Below are 21,628 nucleotides of genomic sequence, written 5' to 3'. Positions count from 1 at the left end.
CAGAGAGTTTCCTCCCCCTCGCGGGAGAGGAAAAAGATTACTTCGCGGTTAACAAATTCGCCAGGGTACGCACGCCAAGGCCGGTTGCCCCTGCGGCCCACTGCTCAACCGCCGCTTTACGATAGGTAGCTGAGCAGTCGATGTGCAGCCAGCCCTGCTGATAGTTTTCAACAAAGTGCGACAGGAAACCGGCCGCCGTGCTCGCCCCTGCCGGGAATGAACCACCCGCGGTGTTGTTCAGTTCTGCGAAATTAGAGGGCAGTTGATTGCGATGGAATTCGGCCAGCGGCAAGCGCCAGAACGGCTCGTTTTCCGCGCTGGCACTGCTGAGCAAACGTCCGGCAAGCGCATCATCAAAGCTGAACAGCGCGTGATAATCATTGCCGAGCGCGGTTTTCGCCGCACCGGTCAGCGTTGCCGCATCAATAATCAGCTCTGGTTTCTGCGCAGAAGCGTCGATCAGGCCATCGGCCAGAACCAGACGCCCTTCCGCATCGGTATTCATGATTTCGACGGTTTTACCGTTACGATAACGGATGATATCGCCCAGTTTGAAGGCGTTGCCGCTAATCAGGTTATCTGCACAGCACAGGTACAGTTTGATGCGTTTATCCAGCCCGCGATGGATGGCAAACGCCAGCGCACCGGTCACCAGTGCCGCGCCGCCCATATCGGATTTCATGGAATCCATTGAGGAAGTCGGCTTAATGCTGTAACCGCCGGAATCGAAGGTTATGCCTTTGCCCACCAGCGCGGCATAAACCGGCGCGTCCGGGTTACCGGTCGGGTTGAAGTCCAGCGCCAGCAGTACCGGCGGGCGCTCGGAACCACGGCCAACCGTATGCAGACCGAGATAATTCTGCTCGCGCAGATCTTCCCCTTTGGTGATGCGATACGAGACGTTATCGCCACCGACTTTGTGCAGCAGATCGACCGCGCGCTGCGCCAGTTGCTCCGGCCCTAACTCTTCCGCCGGGGCGTTGATGGTGTCGCGCACCCAGTCGATCACCAGCAGGCGACTATCCAGCTCTTTTTGCTCTGCGTCGTTAAGCTGCGCCCATTCGACTTTGCGCGTGCCTTTTGGCCCTTTATAACCGGCCCAGAACGCCCAGCTGCGATCTGCATCCCAGCCTTCACCGCTCAGAGCAACATGCTTGATGCCCATGCCGTCGATTTTACGCGCGGCGCGTTGGATCAGGCCTAAGTCATCTTTCCCGGTCAGATGCAGTGCGATGCCGTCGTTATTGATGCTGTAAGCGGCTTTTTCACCCCAGCGCGCGTCGGCGCTTTGCGTTGTCAGCGTAATTTTCATAGCTTCTGTCATTATTTTTATCCTTATGGCTGTTCATGAAAACGGGCCGCCCGAAGGCAGCCCGTTTGATGATTACGATGCTTCGTCTAACCAGACTAGCAGAATCGCTTCGAGAATTTTTTCATTCGATGCATTCGGATCATCGTCAAACTCTTTCAGCTCGCAGATCCACTGGTGCATATCGGTGAAACGCACGGTTTTCGGATCTACATCCGGGCGGCTGTCATACAGCGCCTCGCCGATTTCGCGGCTATCGGTCCATTTCAGCCCCATATTAATGCTCCCGCGCGTGGTTGATGGTGTAACGCGGAATTTCAACCACCAGATCTTCATCGGTAACACGCGCCTGGCAGCCTAAGCGGCTTTCCGGCTCCAGACCCCACGCTTTATCCAGCATGTCGTCTTCCTCTTCGCTACTTTCCGGCAGCGAGTCAAAACCTTCACGTACCACACAGTGGCAAGTGGTGCAGGCGCAGGATTTTTCGCAGGCATGCTCAATCTCAATCCCGCCGCGCAGGGCGACATCAAGAATGGTTTCACCGCTCTTAGCTTCCAGAACTGCGCCATCCGGACAGAGATCCTGATGAGGCAGAAAAACAATTTTAGGCATATTAAACCTCGTCGACGGAATGGCCTTTCAGCGCGGTACGTACGGATTGATCCATACGGCGTGCGGCGAATTCCTGGGTTTGTTTATCTACATTTTTAATGGCTTTTTCTATCGCGTCGGTGTCATCGCCGTCGGCAACCGCGCGTAACTGCGCGACTGCGTCGTCGATCTCCGCACGCTCTGCGGCGCTTAACAGCGCGGCGTCAGCGGCAAGCGCGCTGGCAAGGCTTTCCAGCACGCGCGCGGCTTCCACTTTCTGCTCCGCCAGCATGCGCGCTTTCACGTCCTGCTCGGCGAAACTCATGGAGTCTTTGATCATGTCGGCGATTTCGCCATCGGTCAGACCGTAGGACGGTTTCACCTGAATGGAGGCTTCCACGCCGGTGGATTTTTCCATCGCGGTTACGCTGAGCAGACCGTCAGCATCGACCTGGAAGGTGACGCGAATATGCGCCCCGCCGGCCGGCATCGCCGGGATGCCGCGCAGTGCAAAACGCGCCAGTGAACGGCAGTCTGCCACCAGCTCACGTTCGCCCTGCATAACATGGATAGACATCGCTGTCTGACCATCTTTGAAGGTGGTGAACTCCTGCGCGCGTGCCACTGGAATAGTGGTGTTACGCGGGATCACTTTTTCTACGAGGCCACCCATGGTTTCCAGCCCCAGCGAGAGCGGAATGACGTCCAGCAGCAGCATTTCGCTGTCCGGCTTGTTGCCAACCAGAATATCGGCCTGGATTGCCGCGCCAATCGCCACCACTTTATCCGGGTCAATCGACGTCAGCGGCGTGCGACCAAAGAACTCGCCGACCCGCTCGCGCACCAGCGGCACGCGCGTTGAACCACCGACCATCACCACTTCCAGCACGTCTTGCGCTTCGACACCCGCATCTTTCAGCGCGCGACGACAAGAGAGTAAAGTGCGTTTGACCAGCGTTGAAATCAATTCTTCAAACTGGGTACGTGTGATAGTGCCCTGCCAGCCCGCCACCTCAACGGTGACGCTGTCGGCATCGCTGAGGGCGATTTTTGCGGCAATCGCCGCATCCAGCAATTCGCGCTGTTGGCGCACGTCGCGGCGATCGGCAATGCCCGCCTGTTCACAAATGTAATCTGCCAGCAGATGGTCGAAATCGTCGCCGCCGAGCGCGGAATCACCACCGGTCGCCAGCACTTCGAAAACGCCACGGCTCAGGCGCAAAATCGAGATATCAAAGGTGCCGCCGCCGAGGTCATAAACCGCAATCACCCCCTCTTTGCCGGAGTCCAGACCGTAGGCGATAGCCGCAGCGGTCGGTTCGTTCAGCAGGCGCAATACGTGCAAGCCCGCCAGACGCGCCGCATCTTTGGTGCCCTGACGCTGTGCGTCATCAAAATAGGCAGGAACAGTGATCACCACGCCGTCCAGCTCGCCGGAAAGCGTCTCTTGCGCGCGCGCGGCAAGGGCTTTGAGGATATCCGCAGAGACGCGAATCGGGTTAACCTGGCCGCCACGCGTGGCAATCATCGGCAGACCATTTTCGCTCGGCTGGAACTGCCACGGCAGGTGCGGGTAACGCGCCTGAATGTCGGCCAGGCTGCGCCCCATCAGGCGTTTCACCGAGCTGATGGTGTTTACGGAGTCCTGCGCGGCGTTGGCGCGCGCATCGTAACCGACAACATGGCTGTCGGCCTGGTAGTTAACCACCGAAGGGAGCAGGTGACGTCCGGCGCTGTCGGCCAGCGTTTCCGCCTGTCCGCTGCGCACGGTGGCAACCAATGAATTGGTGGTGCCAAGGTCGATACCCGCCGCCAGACGACGCTGGTGCGGCGCGGCGCTCAGACCGGGCTCACTAATTTGTAATAAGGCCATGATGTGCTTCCAAAAAAATTAAAAACCGAGCAGTTTTTCTTCGAGTTGTTCTGTTGCGCTGCGCAGTTTATCGAGAAAACGCAGTTTACGCACGGTATCCGCCGCCGCGTCCCACGTCTGGCTATCTAATTGCTCCACCATTTGCCGATGGCGGATGTCATACATTCCTTTCACACGCTGTTGAAATGCTTCCAGACGGGTCGCGTCTTGCGCTTTTTCAATCTCGTCCAGCTCTTCACGCAGCTCAAGTTGTTCCATTAAGAAGGCGGTATCGCGCACCGTGTGTTGCTCGGAGGCTAAATCAAAACCGTGCAGCGACAGCAAATATTCTGCGCGCGTTAGCGGGTTGCGCAGCGTTTGCCATGCCTGGTTAATGGTAGCGGATTGCTGGACGGCAGCCAGTTGTTCCGCCTGCGGGCGGTTTGCGAAGCGATCCGGGTGGAACTGACGTTGCAGATCCTGGAAACGTGTCGCCAGCGCCTGAACATCGAGCGGATAGTGGGCCGGCAACCCAAAGAGGGTGAAGTAATCCATAACAATTCCGGGTGTGCAATCGAAACAAACCCCACGCGCAGGACGCTGCGGTGGGGTCATCGGATGGTGGCGATTAAACGTTGAAGCTTTCGCCGCAACCGCACTCGTCTTTAACGTTCGGGTTGGTGAACTTAAACCCTTCGTTCAGGCCTTCTTTGACGAAGTCCAGCTGAGTACCGTCGAGGAATTGCAGGCTTTTGCCGTCAACCACTACCTTCACGCCTTTGTCTTCAAACACCGTGTCTTCTTCGTTCGGCGCATCGACAAACTCAAGGACATAAGCCATACCAGAACAGCCGGAGGTTCTCACCCCCAGGCGCAGACCAAACCCTTTACCACGGTTGGCCAGGAAGGTATTGACTCGCGCGGCAGCACTGTCGCTCAGGCTAATGGACATGACAACAACCTCCCGCCTTATTTCGCTTCTTGTTTACTTTTGTAATCCGCAATTGCGGCTTTAATCGCGTCTTCCGCCAGGATAGAACAGTGAATTTTCACCGGCGGCAGTTCCAGCTCTTCGGCGATATCGGTGTTTTTAATCGCCTGCGCTTCGTCCAGTGACTTGCCTTTCACCCATTCGGTGACCAGCGAGCTGGAAGCGATTGCAGAGCCGCAACCGTAAGTTTTAAAACGCGCGTCTTCGATAATGCCTTTATCGTTAACTTTGATCTGCAGTTTCATCACGTCGCCGCACGCCGGTGCGCCAACCATGCCGCTACCAACTGTGTCGTCGTTGTCAAACGAGCCAACGTTGCGCGGGTTTTCGTAGTGATCGATTACTTTTTCGCTATAAGCCATTTTTTCTTCTCCTGCTTGCGCAACTATTAATGATGAGCCCATTCGATGGTGGTCAAATCCACGCCCTGTTTGAACATTTCCCACAGCGGAGAGAGTTCACGCAGACGGCCGATGGATTTACGTACCAGCGCGATGGTGTAGTCAATTTCTTCTTCAGTGGTGAAACGACCTAAAGAGAAACGGATCGAGCTGTGTGCCAGCTCATCATTCATGCCCAGTGCGCGCAGCACGTAGGACGGTTCCAGGCTTGCAGAGGTACAGGCAGAGCCGGAGGATACAGCCAGGTCTTTCAGCGCCATGATCAGCGACTCACCTTCAACGTAGTTAAAGCTGACGTTGAGGATGTTCGGTGCGCCATGTTCGAGATCGCCGTTCAGGTAAACTTCTTCAATGTCGTTGATGCCGTTCCACAGACGGCTACGCAGTCCGCGCAGACGTTCCATTTCGCTCGCCATCTCTTCTTTCGCGATGCGGTACGCTTCGCCCATACCGACGATCTGGTGAACAGGCAACGTGCCGGAACGCATGCCGCGCTCGTGACCGCCGCCGTGCATCTGCGCTTCGATGCGCACACGCGGTTTACGCTGAACGTAGAGCGCACCGATACCTTTCGGCCCATAAATTTTATGGCCGGAGAAGGACATCAGATCCACTTTCAACTGGCTCAGGTCGATAGGCAGTTTGCCCACGCTCTGGGTGGCGTCAACGTGGTAGATAATGCCGCGCGCACGGCACATTTCGCCGATTGCCGCGATATCCTGTACCACGCCGATTTCGTTGTTCACGTGCATGATGGAAACGAGGATGGTGTCTTCACGCATCGCCGATTCCAGCTCTTTCAGGTCGATAATGCCGTTGCTCTGCGGGGCGAGATAGGTCACTTCGAAGCCTTCGCGCTCCAGTTGACGGCAGGTGTCCAGCACGGCTTTGTGTTCGGTTTTGCTGGTGATAATGTGCTTGCCTTTTTTCTGATAAAAGTTGGCTGCACCTTTGATCGCCAGGTTATCGGATTCGGTTGCACCGGAAGTGAAGACGATTTCACGCGGGTCCGCACCGACCAGTTCTGCAATCTGGTTACGGGCGATATCTACCGCTTCTTCAGCTTGCCAGCCAAAACGGTGAGAACGGGAAGCTGGGTTACCAAAGGTCCCGTCCAGGGTCAGAAACTGCATCATTTTCTCGGCAACACGCGGATCCACCGGCGTGGTTGCGGAGTAATCGAGATAAATCGGTAATTTCATTGCTCTTTAAACTCCGTACATCGCTCTAATGCAAGGAATCAGGCAACCGGCTGGATGTACGACCGCGTTAACAGGGCACTGTTGTGTGCCCTGGCCCGATTCTGAATTCTGTTTTTTTATTATGCGCGCAGTTTGACGTCGATAGCGTCCTGGCCACGGGTGTTGCGATGGGATTCGTTACTGTGCTGACGGTCAGACACATCGAGGATTTCCTGGTTGTTTACCAGTTCGCCCAGCGTGATGTTGTTTAAGAAACCGGTCAGACGATCGCTCAGATCGCGCCACAGCGCATGGGTCAGGCACTTATCACCACCCTGGCAGCCGCTTTTACCCTGGCAGCGGGTTGCGTCTACGGATTCGTCAACGGCGCTAATCACTTCGCCAACGGCAATGGTATTTGCGTCTTTACCCAGCAGGTAACCGCCGCCCGGGCCACGTACGCTGGCGACTAAGCCATTTTTACGCAGACGGGAGAACAACTGCTCCAGGTAGGAGAGGGAAATTCCCTGACGCTCGGAAATATCAGCCAACGGAACCGGGCCCGCTTCGGAGTTGAGTGCAACGTCCAGCATTGCGGTCACGGCATAACGCCCTTTAGATGTCAGTCTCATGTCTTACAAGCCTCAAACTCGCCCCTGCCCGGGGTGTATTATTAATATGTTAATGTTGCATAGCAGACGCAAGTCTGACATTCCCGACTAAATTGGTCAACTATTTAGTTGACTGTTTTAGTCAGGTATTTGTCGTTTAGTGCTTTCATAGAGTTAGGCCGAAAAAAGGCCATTTCCCGGCCTCGCGCATTACTCTTTATGCTTCTGTTCGATCGACGCCAGGATGCCGCGCAGGATATTAAGCTCCTGACTTTCCGGGCGCGCGCGGGTAAACAGACGGCGCAGTTTGTTCATCACCTGGCCGGGGTGGTTTTCACGAATAAAACCGGTTGCCAGCAACGTTTGCTCCAGATGCCCGTAAAAACGCTCCAGATCGTCGACCAGCGGGTACGGCGTCTCTTCATGCTCAACCGCCGGAGCCGTGCTCTCTTGCGCTGCCAGCCAGGCCATGCGCACTTCATAAGCAATAACCTGCACCGCCATCGCCAGGTTCAGCGAGCTGTATTCCGGGTTAGCGGCAATCGCCACGTGGTAGTGGCACTTTTGCAGCTCATCATTGGTGAGGCCAACACGTTCGCGACCAAATACCAGCGCGATGGGCGCGTGTTGCGCTTCGGCAACGCTTTTCAGCCCGCATTCACGCGGATCGAGCATCGGCCAAGGCAGCGTGCGGGAACGCGCGCTGGTGCCAACAACCAGGCTGCAACCGGTGAGCGCTTCATCCAGCGTGTCGACGATTTGCGCATTGCCAATCACATCGCTGGCACCTGCGGCCAGCGCGATAGCTTGTGAATCCGGTTTTACCAGCGGGTTCACCAGCCAGAGATTTGTTAAACCCATTGTTTTCATTGCACGAGCAACAGAGCCCATGTTGCCGGTGTGGGAGGTTTCCACCAGTACGATTCGAATATTTTGCAGCATAGATTTTCAACGGCTAAAGAATATTCGCGCATATTATCATAAAGCAAAGACATAATCCGAATTCGCTGCTATGATATGCGCCGTTTTCCGTTCTTTAACATCCAGTGAGAGAGACCGATGCATCCGATGCTGAACATCGCCGTGCGTGCTGCGCGCAAGGCGGGTAATTTAATTGCCAAAAACTACGAAACTCCGGACACCGTAGAAACCAGCCAGAAAGGCAGCAATGATTTCGTGACCAACATTGATAAAGCAGCCGAAGCGCTGATTATCGAAACAATCCGCAAATCTTACCCGCAACACACCATCATCACCGAAGAGAGTGGTGAGCACGAAGGCGCTGACCAGGATGTGCAATGGGTTATCGATCCGCTGGATGGCACCACCAACTTTGTTAAACGCCTGCCGCACTTCGCGGTATCCATCGCCGTACGAATCAAAGGCCGCACAGAAGTCGCGGTGGTTTACGATCCCATGCGTAACGAACTGTTCACCGCCACTCGCGGTCAGGGCGCACAGCTGAACGGCTACCGTCTGCGCGGCAGCACGGCTCGCGATCTGGATGGCACCATTCTGGCGACCGGCTTCCCGTTCAAAGCCAAACAACACGCCACCACCTACATCAATATCGTCGGCAAACTGTTCACCGAATGCGCTGACTTCCGCCGCACTGGTTCCGCTGCGCTGGATCTGGCCTATGTTGCCGCTGGCCGCGTGGATGGTTTCTTCGAAATCGCGCTGAAACCGTGGGATTTCGCCGCCGGTGAACTGCTGGTGCGTGAAGCTGGCGGTCTGGTATGCGATTTCACCGGCGGTCACAACTATATGATGACCGGCAACATCGTGGCGGGTAACCCGCGCGTAGTTAAAGCGATGCTGGCGAATATGCGTGAAGAGCTGAGCGACGCGCTGAAACGCTAAGTCTGGCTGTGCCCGGTGGAGGTTTGCCACCACCGGGTGCTATCAAAACGGTCGTAATCCGCCGCCCGGCGGTAACGCACTGACCCACATTATTACCGACGCGCTAATTAACAACACGCCACCGGCCAGAGCCAGCGTGGTCCAGCCAACCTGTCGCCACAATACTGGCGCACGATCCCCACTTAATTTCACTGCCAGTTGGCGAAAACCATGGACCAGCAACGCCAGCGAGCTGATGGTCAGCGACGTTCCGACCGCCATTGCCAGCGCGGACGCCACACCCCAGCTAAACACGCCAATCACTTTACTGAACAGCAGCACCATGATCGCACCGGAACAGGGGCGCATCCCCATCGACAAAATAATCATTAACCGTGCGCGCCAGTCATCACCGCTCTGCAACTGCGAAGCCGTGGGTAAATGCTGATGACCGCAACCGCACCCTTCGTGATGCACATGGTGCGGCGTAAAGGCGCGGAATTTCGGCGTTTGTACAAGCGCGCGCAGCTTTTTCAACGCTCGCCCGCACAAAAGCACTCCCAGCACACCTACCAGTAAATAACTGCCCTTCTCCAGCCAGTAACCGCTTAAATGCAGCTGCCGCGCGGGCAGCGCCAGAATACTCAGCACAACCACCACCAGCGCAATGGCCACCAGCCCCTGCAACAAAGAAGAGGCCAGCGTTAAGCCAATCGCCGGTTTCAGTTTTGACGGATGCGTGGCAAGCCAGGTGGTGATCACCACTTTGCCATGTCCCGGCCCAAGCGCATGCAGCACGCCATAGACAAAACTAAACAGCAGCAGCGCCCCACCGGCCTGACGCGGATTTTCTGCCACCGCTTTCAGTAAGCCGCTCATTTTCATATTCACATCGCGCTGCCAGATAACGCTTTTCACCATCACCTGCGGCCAGATCTGCCATAACCACAACGCGGCGGCCAGCGCACACAGCATAAAAAGCACCAGCGGCCACCAGTGCAATAAGCGTCGTTTTCGCGCCGTAGCGCTCACCATCACGGACATGTCAGCGTCACCGTCTGGGCAAATTGTTTACCGAGTTCCATATCTTCCGCCGGCGCATCGGCTTTATCCAGCGACTGAGCATAATTCAGCACCTCTTCGCCCGGTTTGGGCGTTTGTACCGCCAGTTTGCAGCCCTGCGGTGCGGCGGCAGGCAATGCCGCGTCGCTCGCTTTTGCGTAACTCATATCGACAAAATAGGTGGGATCGAAAGTGGAAAAAGTATACCGCTGGCCGCTGAGCACCTGCGGTTCGGCGAGCGGCAAAATAAACGTCAGCACCGCCTGGTGCGCAACCTGTTCCATGCCATATTCCGTGGGTCGGTTAAGAAACTTCACTTTCTGCCCGTGGTGCCAGACTTCGGTGAAATAGTGTTGACCCAGCACGTTTGCCATCACTTCTGCCGCCAGTTTTTTCCAGATCTCATCGCCAGGTTTTGCATTGCCCGCGTCATACAGCAGGTCTGCTGAGGTGATCTCATCCATCGTCCAGCGCATTTTCAGAGCGGTGAACTGCCCGTTGTCGATCAACACTTGCGTTTTCATGCGGATAAAACTGTGCGGATGCGCCGTCGCTGAAAACGATAAAAGCGCGAGAAACAGGCCACTGGCGCATTGTTTAACTGCTTGCATGTATTCCTCACGAGAAAAATTCTGTGATGCTCCCCGGCAATCCTGAATGAAAGAGCTGCCGCTGCGCTATCGCTGAGCATACCTTTAACTACGCTTATCAAAAACCCCAACTGGAATCTGACAGATGACAACTGTAATGACACCGCCATCTGCGCTCTCCAGTCCGCAGCGCCGCTGCCAGGTGCTTTTGATGCTCGCCTTGCCGGGGCAACACGTCACCATGGAACATATCAGCGCTATGAATGGAGTGGACGACGCCATGGCTCGCCGGGATATCGCTGAAACGGAAAGTGAAATTCAGCGCTACCACCGGCTCTCTATCGTTCCCCATCCTAACGGCGGCTTTCGGATTGAGGGCGCTCCGCTCGATCAACGTTTATGCCTGTTGCACTGGCTTCGCCGTGCGCTGCGGCTGTGCCCGCAATTTATCACGCAACAGTTTACCCCGGCGTTAAAAACCGCGCTTAAACAGCAAGGCATTGCCCGAACGTTATACGACGATACAAATCTGCTGGCGTTGATTAACCTCTGTTCGCGCCGCCTGCAGCGCGTCTTTGAATGCCGGGATATGCAGTTTCTGCGTCTCTATTTGCAATATTGTTTACTGCAACATCATCAGGGACATACACCGGAATTTAACCCGGTTCAGCAAGAGTGGGCGCGAATGCGCGCCGAGTATCAGGTAGCGCAGGAGATTGTGCGCCACTGGCAGCGCCGCGTTGTCGACTCTCCGCAGCAGAATGAGCACCTGTTTTTGTCGCTGCTGTTTATGCTGGTGCGCACGCCCGATCCGCTGCGTGACCAGCAACACCAGGATCGCCGTCTGCAAAAAGCCATCCGCCGGATGATCGCCCGCTTTCACGCTCTGGCGGGGCTGCGTTTCAGCGATGAGCAGGGTTTAAGTGCCCAGCTCTATATTCACATTGCCCAAGCGCTGGATCGCAGCTTGTTTGGTATTGGCATTGATAACAGCCTGCCCGAAGAGATCAATCAGCTTTACCCGCGTCTGATGCGAACCACCCGCGATGCCTTGCAGGAGCTGGAAAACGAGTATGATTTGCGCTTCAGCGATGAAGAGGCGGGGCTGGTGGCGGTGATTTTCGGCGCCTGGCTGATGCAGGACAGCGATATGCATGAGAAACAGGTGGTGTTGATTACTGGCGAAGACAGTACCCGCGAGCAGCAGATTGAGCAGCAACTGCGCGAATTAACGCTGCTGCCGCTCAGTATTAAATATCTGCCACTGTCGGAATTTCGTAAGGCCGGCGCACCGAAAGACGTGACATTGATTATCACGCCTTACACTACGCCGCTGCCGCTGTTCTCTCCGCCGCTGATCCACACCGACGGTCCGCTGAGCGGGCAACAGCAGCGGCATATCCGCGACATGCTGGAAAGCTAGCGGGCCTGCACAGCGACGTTCGGGCGCAGGAACAGGGCCGGAATGGCCAGCACGGCCATGACAAAAAACAGCCCCTGATGCAGATGTTCAAACAGGAAACCGGCGATCATGGTCATCAGCGCAATACTGCCGCCCATCGCGACCGCTGAATAGACCGCTTGTAAGCGGATGACTTCGCTGCCCTGCCGCGCCGAGATATAGCGCATGGCGGCAAGATGGCAAACGGTAAACGTGCCGCAGTGCAGGATCTGGGCAATAATCAGCCACGGAAGCTCGGTCGTCCAGCCCATCAGGCTCCAGCGCACCAGCCCGCAAACGGCGGAAAGCAGCAGCAGATCGCGTGCGCAGAAGCGGCGGAACAGACGGTTACTGAGCGCGAAAATCACCACTTCCGCCACCACGCCCAACGACCACAGATACCCGACCGTTGAAGCAGAGTACCCCGCCGACTGCCAGTAAATGGCGCTGAAGCCGTAGTAAGCCGCATGTGCGCCCTGCAGCAGAGATACGCAGGCGAGAAAACGCCAGTTCTGCGCAATCAATACCCGCCACGCCTGCCAGCCTGCGCCCTCCTGCTGGCGATTTTCACCCTGCGGCAAAATGGAAGGACGCAGCAACATACCGAGCAACATGGATGCCGCGCCCAGTGTCAGCAGCGCCAGAATCGCCTGGTAATCAAACAGGCTCACCAGTTTGCCGGTGAGCGCCGAACCAATCACAAAAGCAATCGATCCCCACAGACGCACGCGGCCATAATCCATCGGGAACTGTTTTTGCCAGGTGCCCGCCAGCGCATCGGTGAGCGGCACCAGCGGTGAAAAGAAGAGGTTGAAACCGATGATAATGACCGCCAGCCACGCCACATGCGTTCCGGCATAAAACGCCAGCGCAAACAGCAATGTGGCAAGCGCCAGTACGCGCAAAGCCGTAATCAAGCGGGAAGGATCGCTCACACGCGGGGCGATGAAAAGGCTGCCAAGAAAGCGGGCGACAAGACCTGCGCCGAGCAACATACCGATGATTTCGGGGGTCAGCCCCACGCCTTTGAGCCAGACGCTCCAGAAAGGTAAAAAGATGCCGTAGCTAAAAAAGTAGGTGAAATAAGCGAGCGCCAGCCAGCGCGTGGACTGCAAGACCATGATTTCCTCCTGAATGGAGGCGATAGTCTGGCGATAAATAGCAGGGCTGGCAAGTAACAATCAGGCAACACATGCGCTTACCCAACGTTTGCAGGCGAATATCTGCCCCCAGGTTGCTCGCCGTTGCTTAGCGAATATAAGAATCCAGCACGCTCAGCACCACATCCAGATCCGCTTCACGCTTAATTTCGTCGTTCTCATGCACGATATGATCGGTCAGATGGCCTTTGATCACTTCGCGCATTAACCCGTTTACTGCGCCGCGGATCGCCGCGATTTGTTGCAAAACCTGGGCGCATTCATGTGGTTCATCGAGCATTTTTTTCAGCGCGCCAACCTGCCCTTCTATTTTGCTCGCCCGCGCTTTTAGCTTTTTCTTGTCCCGGATGGTGTGCGACATACAGACCTCAAATCGACCGTGCTTAAACGAACCTTAGCATACCATGCATCAACTGGGGGGGAGTTTATTTCTACTGGAGGGTAGTATTTACTACTGGGGGGGAGTAGATTTGAGCGCACAAATTTTTACCGAGAATTATTCTCATGAATGACTTCACCACGCTTTTTCAGCAAGGGAACGCCTGGTTTTTTATTCCGAGCGCCATCCTGCTCGGCGCGCTGCACGGCCTCGAACCGGGGCACTCTAAAACCATGATGGCGGCATTTATCATCGCCATCAAAGGCACAGTCAAACAAGCCGTAATGCTGGGGCTTGCCGCCACGCTATCGCACACGGTGGTGGTGTGGCTGATTGCGCTCGGGGGCATGTATCTCAGCAACCAGTTCACCGCACAAGCCGTTGAACCCTGGCTGCAAATGGTATCTGCGGTGATCATTTTTGCTACGGCGGTGTGGATGTTTCTGCGCACCTGGCAAGGTGAACGTTCATGGCACGCCGGGCATCATCATCACCATGAACATGACCACGGCCACGCGCACCGTGCCCCAAGCCTGGTGCTTCAGCCGGTACAACCGACTCGTGTCACCGCGCAGCCAATAATCTTGTCGCTGCGAAAAGTGACTAAAGAAGAGGAGTATCAGGATGCGCACGAGCGGGCACATGCACGGGATATTGAGCGGCGTTTTACCGGCGGCGAGGTGACTAACGGTCAGATCCTGCTATTCGGTTTAACCGGCGGGCTTATCCCCTGCCCGGCAGCGATCACCATTTTGCTGATCTGTATTCAGTTAAAAGCCATCACGCTGGGCGCAACATTAGTGATCTCTTTCAGTATCGGGCTTGCACTCACACTGGTGGCGGTTGGCGTTGGCGCGGCAATCAGCGTCCAGCAAGCGGCAAAACGCTGGTCCGGCTTTAACACGCTGGCGCGTAAGGCCCCCTATTTCTCCAGCGCGCTTATCGCACTCGTCGGGATTTATATGGGTATTCACGGTTATAACGCACTGCAATAAGGCGTAAAAAAACCCGCCGCAGCGGGTTTTTCAAAGCTGAATAAACTTATGCGTAAACCGGGAAGCGGGCGCAGATATCCAGAACTTTCTGTTTAGTGCGCTCAATAACGGCTTCGTCATTGATGCTATCCAGCACGTCACACATCCAGCCCGCCAGTTCCTTCACTTCCGCTTCTTTGAAGCCGCGGCGGGTCACAGCCGGGGAACCGATACGAATACCGGAAGTGACAAACGGGCTCTTCGGATCGTTCGGCACGCTGTTTTTGTTCACCGTAATGTTCGCACGGCCCAGCGCGGCATCCGCTTCTTTACCGGTCAGGTTTTTATCCACCAGATCCAGCAGGAACAGGTGGTTTTCAGTCCCGCCGGATACCACTTTGTAGCCACGGTTCAGGAACACTTCCACCATCGCTTTGGCGTTTTTGGCAACCTGCTGCTGGTAAACTTTAAACTCTGGCTCCATCGCTTCTTTCAGTGCCACCGCTTTTGCCGCGATAACGTGCATCAGCGGACCACCCTGCGCGCTTGGGAAAACAGCGGAGTTCAGTTTTTTGTACAGCTCTTCGTCACCGCCTTTCGCCAGGATCAAGCCACCGCGCGGACCCGCCAGGGTTTTGTGGGTGGTGGTGGTCACAACGTGCGCATGCGGAACCGGGTTCGGGTAAACGCCAGCGGCAATCAGACCCGCAACGTGTGCCATGTCAACGAACAGGTAAGCACCGATGCTATCGGCGATTTCACGCATTTTTGCCCAGTCAACGATGCCGGAGTAAGCAGAGAAACCACCGATAATCATCTTCGGTTTGTGCTCTTTCGCCTGCTTCGCCATGTCTTCGTAGTCAATTTTACCGGACTCATCAATACCGTAAGGGATGATGTTGTACAGTTTGCCAGAGAAGTTAACCGGGGAGCCGTGAGTCAGGTGGCCGCCCTGCGCCAGGTTCATACCCAGAACGGTATCACCCGGTTGCAGCAGCGCGGTGTAGACCGCGAAGTTCGCCTGTGAACCGGAGTGCGGCTGCACGTTAGCGTAATCCGCGCCAAACAGTTCTTTCGCGCGATCAATCGCCAGTTGCTCAACGATATCCACATATTCGCAACCGCCGTAGTAGCGTTTGCCCGGATAACCTTCGGCGTATTTGTTCGTCAGCTGAGAACCCTGAGCCTGCATTACACGCGGGCTGGTGTAGTTTTCGGAGGCGATCAGTTCAATGTGTTCTTCCTGACGTACTTTTTCCTGCTCCATAGCCTGCCACAGTTCGGCATCATAATCGGCAATGTTCATTTCACGCTTTAACATCCGCATCTCCTGACTCAGCTAACAAAACAACTCTAAATGAGGGCCCAAATTTGGGGAACGGCCCACAGTATAACTGATTAATATTCTGATAACAGGTCTTGACAAAGGTTTTTACGCAAACGATTGGCTCCGCGTCAGACAAGGGTTTGAGCGATAAGACACTTCCCTGTTAAAGCGGATTTCTTTTCAGGTTTGTGATGCAACTTATTCACGATGTAAATCCCTTTACATTGTCCGCTCTTTACAAGCCAGGTCGCCGCGCTATAAGATGCATTTAAAATACAACTTTAAATAATCTGTAAAAAAGGAAGCAATCATGCTCGACGCCCAAACCATCGCTACGGTCAAATCCACTCTTCCCCTGCTGGCGGCAACTGGACCAAAACTCACTGCCCATTTTTACGACCGGATGTTCACTCACAACCCGGAACTGAAAGAGATTTTCAATATGAGCAACCAGCGCAACGGCGATCAGCGTGAAGCGTTGTTCAACGCCATTGCCGCTTACGCCAGCAATATTGATAATCTTGCCGCGCTGCTGCCGGCGGTTGAAAAAATCGCCCAGAAGCACACCAGCTTCCAGATCCAGCCGGAGCAGTACAACATTGTGGGCACACACCTGCTGGCGACGCTGGACGAGATGTTCAGCCCAGGGCAAGAGGTGTTAGACGCCTGGGGAAAAGCCTACGGCGTACTGGCGGGTGTCTTTATCAACCGTGAAGCGCAGATCTACAGCGAACATGCGGAAAAAGTCGGCGGCTGGCAAGGCACGCGCCCGTTCCGCCTGGTAGAGAAAAAAACACAGAGCGCACTGATTACCAGCTTTGAATTCGAACCGGTCGACGGTCAGCCGGTCGCCGCATATCAGCCGGGGCAATATCTGGGGGTCTGGCTGAAACCTGAAGGTTTCGCCCATCAGGAGATCCGCCAGTATTCACTGACCCGCAAGCCTGACGGCAAAAGCTACCGTATCGCGGTAAAACGCGAAGCGGGCGGGCAGGTTTCTAACTGGCTGCATAACAGTGCGAAAGTGGGCGATATCGTGCATCTTGCCGCGCCTGCCGGGGATTTCTTTATTGATGTGCAAAGCAACACACCGGTCACGCTGATCTCCGCGGGTGTCGGTCAAACACCGATGCTGGCGATGCTCGACAGCCTTTCAAAATCGCAACATGCCGCGCAGGTAAACTGGTTTCACGCCGCGATGAATGGCGAGGTGCATGCTTTTGCCGATGAAGTGAGCAAACTGGGTGCGTCGCTGAACCATTTTTACCAGCATATCTGGTATCAACAGCCTGCGGCGGCTGAGGTGAATAGCGGTCGCTATCACAGTGAAGGGTTGATGGATTTACGCGCGCTGGAAGGAAAGTTCAGCGATCCGGCGATGCAGTTTTATCTCTGCGGACCGGTCGGTTTTATGCAGTTTGTCGCGCAACAGCTGGTCGCGCTTGGCGTGAACAAAGAGAGCATTCATTACGAATGCTTTGGCCCGCATAAAGTCTTGTAAAACAGGCACCCTCACCCTGCGGGGTGAGGGAAAAATATCAGATTGCGGCGTCGTCTTCTTCGCCGGTACGGATACGTACAACGCGCGCGACGTCAAAGACGAAGATCTTACCGTCGCCGATTTTACCGGTCTGGGCAGTACGGATAATGGTGTCCACGCAGGTATCAACGATGTCGTCAGTCACGACAATTTCAATCTTCACCTTCGGCAGAAAATCCACCATATACTCCGCGCCACGGTAAAGTTCAGTGTGGCCTTTCTGGCGACCAAAACCTTTCACTTCCGTTACTGTCATCCCGGTGATGCCGACTTCAGCCAGCGCTTCACGTACGTCATCCAGTTTGAAAGGTTTAATAATCGCATCAATCTTTTTCATGGTCGTTCCTTACACGCTCTTGCCAGTCTGCTGCATCGTAATCGGTTGCTCACAGTACCATAATCATTTCGCCATTACTCTTTAAAGTCGTTGGCGTCGAGCTCATGGCGGGAGAGTAATTTGTAAAACTCGGTGCGGTTGCGCCCCGCCATGCGCGCGGCATGCGTGACATTACCCTTGGTGATTTGCAGCAGCTTGCGCAGGTAGTTCAGTTCAAACTGATTACGCGCCTCAACAAAGGTCGGCAGCGCGGTGTTTTCCCCTTCCAGCGCCTGCTCCACCAGCGCATCGCTGATCACGGGCGATGAAGTGAGTGCAACGCACTGTTCAATAACGTTAACCAACTGGCGCACGTTGCCAGGCCAGCCGGCGGTCATCAACCGCTTCATGGCATCAGTGGAAAAGGCGCGAACAAACGGTTTATGCCTCTCCGCCGACTGTTTCAGCAAATGATTGGCCAGCAGCGGAATATCTTCCGCACGCTCAGCCAGCGCCGGGATCTTCAGGCTCACCACATTCAGCCGATAGTAGAGATCTTCGCGAAACTCGCCGCGCGCCATCGCTTTCGGTAAATCACGGTGCGTGGCTGAAATGATGCGCACATTAATATCGATATCGCGGTTACTGCCAAGCGGGCGCACTTTGCGCTCCTGCAACACGCGCAGCAGTTTGACCTGCAACGGAATTGGCATATCACCAATTTCATCCAGAAACAGCGTGCCGCCTTCTGCTGCCTGGAACAGCCCCTCGCGACTGCTGACCGCGCCGGTAAACGCACCACGTGCGTGACCGAACAGCTCAGATTCCAGTAACTGTTCCGGCAACGCGCCGCAGTTGATGGCGATAAACGCACTTTTGCTGCGCGGACTGGCGTTATGAATCGCCTGCGCGAGCACCTCTTTCCCGGTGCCGCTCTGGCCGTTAATCAGCACGCTCACGTCAGATTGCGCCACCATCCGCGCCTGCTCCAGCAGACGCAGCATCACCGGGCTGCGGGTGACAATGGTTTCACGCCACTGGTCATCCATCGCCGAACCGCTGTGCTCCAGCGCATCGTCAATCGCTTTGTACAGCGCGTCTTTGTCCACCGGTTTGGTCAGAAAGCTGAACACGCCCTGCTGGGTCGCGGCCACCGCGTCAGGAATCGAACCGTGCGCCGTCAGGATAATCACCGGCATGCCCGGCTGTACGCGCTGGATTTCGGCAAACAATTGCATGCCGTCCATCTCATCCATGCGCAGATCGCTTATCACCAGATCGACCTTTTCCCGCGCGAGAATGCGCAACCCTTCCTGTCCGCTTTCTGCCGTAACGATGCTATAGCCTTCGCTGGTGAGGCGCAGCCCCAGCAGTTTTAACAGCCCCGGATCGTCATCCACCAGCAACAGATGGGCAGGTTTACGGCTGGTCATGGTTTCACATCCTCCTGATTGCCGTCGCTTTTAGACGGGTGAGAACTGTCCGGCAGGTCGGTAGCGGCGGGTTTATTACGCGTGGAAAGACGCCGTTCGATATCGGTGAGGTTTTCCAGTTTGCGTGTCGTCGTTTCCAGTTGTTCACGCAGGAATTGTTGCTGCTGGCGCAGACTATCGAGCTCGCTGTCCGCCGATTGCTGTAACTTCGCGTAACGGGCGCGCTCTTCCGCCAGTTGCAACTGGGCTTTTTCACCATCGCGCCAGAGCTCAAACAGGGGGCGAACCTGCGCAGGGATCGTGGGGCTTAATGCGCCCAGCCGCTCGGTGTATTCACGACGCTCAAGCGGCGAAATTTTGGCGTTAGAGAGCAAAATGCCGCGCCTGAACGTGGCCTGCCAGTTATCGTCAGACCAGGTACGAGCTTCAGCACGCGCGGCAGCGGGCGATAAACGCTGCGCACAGTCCATACCGCGCAGCCAGTAAAGCGGGTTGGTATCGACGTTTTGCCCGGACAGCGACCAGATATCGTCGCAATCTGTGGACAAGAAATCGGCCAGTTGATGTTCAGGGAGCCGTTCTTCCTGGAGGTCATGAATCGCGCTTTGCGGTTTTTGTGCAACACACCCCGCCAGCAGCAGACAAGGAAACACGCGAAGCCAGGCGTTTTGCTGTGTAACCGCGTTAATCACGCGGGAAAAAACATGCGACATACTCACCAGATTTAGATTCATTGAGTGGATTTTTCCGGCGCATTGAGAGGTAGCTCAATACGGAAACAGACATCAGCTTTGCTGCTCGCCACCAGATGCAGCTCGCCTTGCATACGGCGAATGCAGTCTCTGGCAATGCTTAGCCCTAACCCGCTGCCTTTCACCGCCCCTTTTCGCTGGTGGCTCCCCTGAAAGAACGGTTCAAAGATCATTTCACGCTCCGTTTCAGGGATCGGCGTACCGGTATTTGCCACTTCGATACAGAGCCGCGCGTTGGCAATATAGCTGTGCAGAGAAATGTTACCGGATTCAGCACCATAGTGCACCGCGTTGGAGTAAAGATTATCCAGCACGCTCATCAGCAACATCGGTTCGGCCTGGCAAGTCGCCACATCAAGGGCGACATCGGTATGCATCATTTTAGCTCGCGCCGGCAAACTGTGGGCAGAGATCACCATTTCTACCAGTGGCGCGAGTTCAACAGTTTCCAGCTCCACCGAACCTTCGGCCAGCTTGCGGTTGTAATCCAGTAGTTGTTCAATCAGTTTTTGCAGATTGCGGCTGCTGGCATCCAGGATCTCCACCACCTCTTTCTGTTCCACCGTCAGCGGTCCGACAACCTGATCGGCAAGCAGCTCGGTGCCTTCGCGCATGCTGGCAAGCGGCGTTTTTAGCTCGTGGGAAAGATGGCGTAAGAATTGATGGCGCTGTGATTCGAGCCAGGCCAGCCTTTCGCTCAGCCAGAGGATCCGTTCGCCGACATAGCGCAGCTCGCGCGGGCCTTTAAAAACAACGCTACGGCCCAGGGTTCTCCCCTCGCCTAAGCGATTAATCATCCGCTCGATGCCCTTCACCGGACCGATGATCATGCGGGTAAACAGCAGGACCAGCGCCAGGCTCACCAGGAACAGCACCAGCGCCTGCCAGCCGAAAAACTGGCCGCGTTCGGCAATTTCCAGCTGAAGCTGTTGCCCGCGGGAAAAGACCACCGCCCGTGTCGATTGCACCATCTCGGTATTGGCGGCGGCAAATGCTTCAAGCTGCGCAGAGGCCTCGGCAGACGGGCCGCTATTTTTACATTGCAACTGGGCGAGCGAGTTTAAATCCTGGCGCAACGCCTGGTAGAGTTTATCGTCAGGGAGCACGCCCGCGTGGGCGTCAAGCATTTCGCTATAACGCTTACGCTGATTCTGATACACGCGCGCCAGGGTGGCATCATCCAGCACACAGTACTGCCGGTAGCTACGCTCCATTTCCAGCGCGGCATTGGTCATTGCTTCGCTGCGACGCGCGTCAATCAACGTTGTGCGGTTAGTCTGCAACGCCTGCGCACTGAGTGCGTTCAGGCTTTGCCACGCCTGCCAGGCTAACACCAGCAGCGGCAACAGGATTAACAAAAACGCCATCATGACCAGTTGGCGAAGCGAGCGGGGGAAAACAGGCCAGCGTTTCAATGCACTTCTCTCGCAAAAAAAGGTATGGAGATGCTAACTGATTTACCAAAAGCCAGAAACAACAAAGCCGGGTATTAACCCGGCTTTGTTATGAAATTAGGCGGTGCCTAACTCGACGTTTCGCCCGATACCTGATAAAGCAGCGCAATTATCAGCAGGTGGACGGCAGGCACCTTTAAGTGCGTCATTCGAAGTTTATGTAGCGCGTCCCGAAGGGGCTGACATAAGAAGGTGAATGAGCCACTGCGTAATATTATGCAGGTATTGTGCCAACACGCCAACAATTAATTTAACTTATTGATTTTTAATCAATTAATATTTAAAAAATGAAAGTGTGATGTGCTTATCATTTCAACAACCTGTCGCTATTTAGCAACACACTGATAGCATCAAAAATAAATCATTTATAATCAATCGGTTAAGTGTCTCTTTTTGGAGACACCACTTAATACCCTATGTC

At 55.3% G+C, this 21,628-nt stretch carries 23 protein-coding genes; 4 read left to right on the top strand and 19 right to left on the bottom strand.

The window, feature by feature from the left end:
* Positions 1 to 37: 37 nt before the first annotated feature.
* The 10 genes from pepB to trmJ all read right to left on the bottom strand — a co-directional run bounded on the left by pepB (position 38) and on the right by trmJ (position 7,879).
* Positions 38 to 1,324 (bottom strand): aminopeptidase PepB, encoded by a 1,287-nt coding sequence (gene pepB / locus M8Q36_RS12670; RefSeq protein WP_045510439.1) that lies wholly within the window; start codon positions 1,322 to 1,324, stop codon positions 38 to 40.
* A gap of 60 nt (positions 1,325 to 1,384) precedes the next feature.
* The gene (gene iscX / locus M8Q36_RS12665) at positions 1,385 to 1,585 is read right to left on the bottom strand and encodes a Fe-S cluster assembly protein IscX (RefSeq protein ID WP_249881118.1); all 201 of its coding nucleotides are present in this window, start codon (positions 1,583 to 1,585) and stop codon (positions 1,385 to 1,387) included.
* A 1-nt stretch (position 1,586) separates the two neighbouring features.
* Positions 1,587 to 1,922 carry an ISC system 2Fe-2S type ferredoxin gene (gene fdx / locus M8Q36_RS12660; protein WP_017459006.1) on the bottom strand — a complete coding sequence of 112 codons (336 nt, stop codon included), beginning with the start codon at positions 1,920 to 1,922 and terminating at the stop codon, positions 1,587 to 1,589.
* A 1-nt stretch (position 1,923) separates the two neighbouring features.
* Complete coding sequence (gene hscA, locus M8Q36_RS12655; protein ID WP_249881117.1) at positions 1,924 to 3,774, bottom strand: Fe-S protein assembly chaperone HscA; 1,851 nt, start codon at positions 3,772 to 3,774, stop codon at positions 1,924 to 1,926.
* Between the two features lie 18 nt (positions 3,775 to 3,792).
* Complete coding sequence (gene hscB / locus M8Q36_RS12650) at positions 3,793 to 4,308, bottom strand: co-chaperone HscB (protein ID WP_249881116.1); 516 nt, start codon at positions 4,306 to 4,308, stop codon at positions 3,793 to 3,795.
* A 73-nt stretch (positions 4,309 to 4,381) separates the two neighbouring features.
* Positions 4,382 to 4,705 carry an iron-sulfur cluster assembly protein IscA gene (iscA, locus tag M8Q36_RS12645; RefSeq protein ID WP_017459009.1) on the bottom strand — a complete coding sequence of 108 codons (324 nt, stop codon included), beginning with the start codon at positions 4,703 to 4,705 and terminating at the stop codon, positions 4,382 to 4,384.
* Positions 4,706 to 4,722: 17 nt separating this feature from the next.
* Positions 4,723 to 5,106 (bottom strand): Fe-S cluster assembly scaffold IscU, encoded by a 384-nt coding sequence (gene iscU / locus M8Q36_RS12640; RefSeq protein ID WP_017459010.1) that lies wholly within the window; start codon positions 5,104 to 5,106, stop codon positions 4,723 to 4,725.
* A gap of 26 nt (positions 5,107 to 5,132) precedes the next feature.
* Positions 5,133 to 6,347: a cysteine desulfurase gene (gene iscS / locus M8Q36_RS12635; RefSeq protein WP_249881115.1), complete on the bottom strand. Its 1,215-nt coding sequence runs from the start codon at positions 6,345 to 6,347 to the stop codon at positions 5,133 to 5,135.
* Positions 6,348 to 6,466: 119 nt separating this feature from the next.
* Positions 6,467 to 6,958 (bottom strand): Fe-S cluster assembly transcriptional regulator IscR, encoded by a 492-nt coding sequence (gene iscR / locus M8Q36_RS12630; RefSeq protein WP_131406454.1) that lies wholly within the window; start codon positions 6,956 to 6,958, stop codon positions 6,467 to 6,469.
* 189 nt (positions 6,959 to 7,147) lie between these two features.
* On the bottom strand, positions 7,148 to 7,879 hold the full coding sequence (trmJ, locus tag M8Q36_RS12625; RefSeq protein WP_249881114.1) for a tRNA (cytosine(32)/uridine(32)-2'-O)-methyltransferase TrmJ: 732 nt from the start codon (positions 7,877 to 7,879) through the stop codon (positions 7,148 to 7,150).
* Between the two features lie 117 nt (positions 7,880 to 7,996).
* Here trmJ and suhB point away from each other — a divergent pair, with 117 nt between their 5' ends.
* A complete protein-coding gene (gene suhB / locus M8Q36_RS12620) occupies positions 7,997 to 8,800 on the top strand; it encodes an inositol-1-monophosphatase (RefSeq protein WP_200550140.1) in 804 nt (267 codons plus the stop codon).
* A 42-nt stretch (positions 8,801 to 8,842) separates the two neighbouring features.
* Here the strand turns inward: suhB and M8Q36_RS12615 are convergent, their stop codons facing one another.
* Together M8Q36_RS12615 and M8Q36_RS12610 are read right to left on the bottom strand one after the other, a co-directional pair.
* Positions 8,843 to 9,823, bottom strand: a complete 981-nt coding sequence (locus M8Q36_RS12615; RefSeq protein WP_249881113.1) for a nickel/cobalt transporter — start codon at positions 9,821 to 9,823, stop codon at positions 8,843 to 8,845.
* Entirely contained in the window at positions 9,814 to 10,452 is a 639-nt protein-coding gene (locus tag M8Q36_RS12610) for a DUF1007 family protein (RefSeq protein ID WP_249881112.1), read from the bottom strand. The genes M8Q36_RS12615 and M8Q36_RS12610 overlap by 10 nt, the downstream gene beginning before the upstream one ends.
* Before the next feature lie 124 nt (positions 10,453 to 10,576).
* On the opposite strand from M8Q36_RS12610, the gene csiE reads away from it, so the two are divergent.
* On the top strand, positions 10,577 to 11,854 hold the full coding sequence (gene csiE / locus M8Q36_RS12605) for a stationary phase inducible protein CsiE (RefSeq protein ID WP_249881111.1): 1,278 nt from the start codon (positions 10,577 to 10,579) through the stop codon (positions 11,852 to 11,854).
* On the opposite strand, the gene M8Q36_RS12600 is transcribed toward csiE, so the two are convergent.
* A complete protein-coding gene (locus M8Q36_RS12600; RefSeq protein WP_249881110.1) occupies positions 11,851 to 12,993 on the bottom strand; it encodes a 3-phenylpropionate MFS transporter in 1,143 nt (380 codons plus the stop codon). The genes csiE and M8Q36_RS12600 overlap by 4 nt on opposite strands.
* A 127-nt stretch (positions 12,994 to 13,120) precedes the next feature.
* A complete protein-coding gene (gene rcnR / locus M8Q36_RS12595; RefSeq protein WP_065370335.1) occupies positions 13,121 to 13,393 on the bottom strand; it encodes a Ni(II)/Co(II)-binding transcriptional repressor RcnR in 273 nt (90 codons plus the stop codon).
* A 143-nt stretch (positions 13,394 to 13,536) separates the two neighbouring features.
* Between rcnR and M8Q36_RS12590 the strand changes: the two genes are divergently transcribed.
* Positions 13,537 to 14,406: a nickel/cobalt efflux protein RcnA gene (locus tag M8Q36_RS12590; protein ID WP_249881109.1), complete on the top strand. Its 870-nt coding sequence runs from the start codon at positions 13,537 to 13,539 to the stop codon at positions 14,404 to 14,406.
* Between the two features lie 46 nt (positions 14,407 to 14,452).
* On the opposite strand, the gene glyA is transcribed toward M8Q36_RS12590, so the two are convergent.
* Entirely contained in the window at positions 14,453 to 15,706 is a 1,254-nt protein-coding gene (gene glyA / locus M8Q36_RS12585; protein WP_131406444.1) for a serine hydroxymethyltransferase, read from the bottom strand.
* Positions 15,707 to 16,022: 316 nt separating this feature from the next.
* Here glyA and hmpA point away from each other — a divergent pair, with 316 nt between their 5' ends.
* Entirely contained in the window at positions 16,023 to 17,213 is a 1,191-nt protein-coding gene (gene hmpA / locus M8Q36_RS12580) for an NO-inducible flavohemoprotein (RefSeq protein ID WP_249881108.1), read from the top strand.
* Positions 17,214 to 17,250: 37 nt separating this feature from the next.
* Here hmpA and glnB read toward each other — a convergent pair whose 3' ends face one another.
* The 4 genes from glnB to qseE all read right to left on the bottom strand — a co-directional run bounded on the left by glnB (position 17,251) and on the right by qseE (position 21,168).
* Entirely contained in the window at positions 17,251 to 17,589 is a 339-nt protein-coding gene (gene glnB, locus M8Q36_RS12575) for a nitrogen regulatory protein P-II (protein WP_002438074.1), read from the bottom strand.
* Between the two features lie 74 nt (positions 17,590 to 17,663).
* Positions 17,664 to 19,001, bottom strand: a complete 1,338-nt coding sequence (gene glrR, locus M8Q36_RS12570) for a two-component system response regulator GlrR (protein WP_017459023.1) — start codon at positions 18,999 to 19,001, stop codon at positions 17,664 to 17,666.
* Positions 18,998 to 19,735, bottom strand: coding sequence for a two-component system QseEF-associated lipoprotein QseG (gene qseG, locus M8Q36_RS12565; RefSeq protein ID WP_249881107.1), 738 nt, complete (start codon positions 19,733 to 19,735; stop codon positions 18,998 to 19,000). The genes glrR and qseG overlap by 4 nt, the downstream gene beginning before the upstream one ends.
* Positions 19,732 to 21,168, bottom strand: a complete 1,437-nt coding sequence (gene qseE / locus M8Q36_RS12560) for a two component system sensor histidine kinase QseE/GlrK (protein WP_249881106.1) — start codon at positions 21,166 to 21,168, stop codon at positions 19,732 to 19,734. The genes qseG and qseE overlap by 4 nt, the downstream gene beginning before the upstream one ends.
* Positions 21,169 to 21,628: the final 460 nt, after the last annotated feature.

Origin of the sequence: Kosakonia sp. R1.Fl (assembly GCF_023516815.1) — a bacterium.
Taxonomy (GTDB): Bacteria; Pseudomonadota; Gammaproteobacteria; order Enterobacterales; family Enterobacteriaceae; genus Kosakonia.
This window is presented reverse-complemented; position numbering and strand designations above follow the sequence as displayed.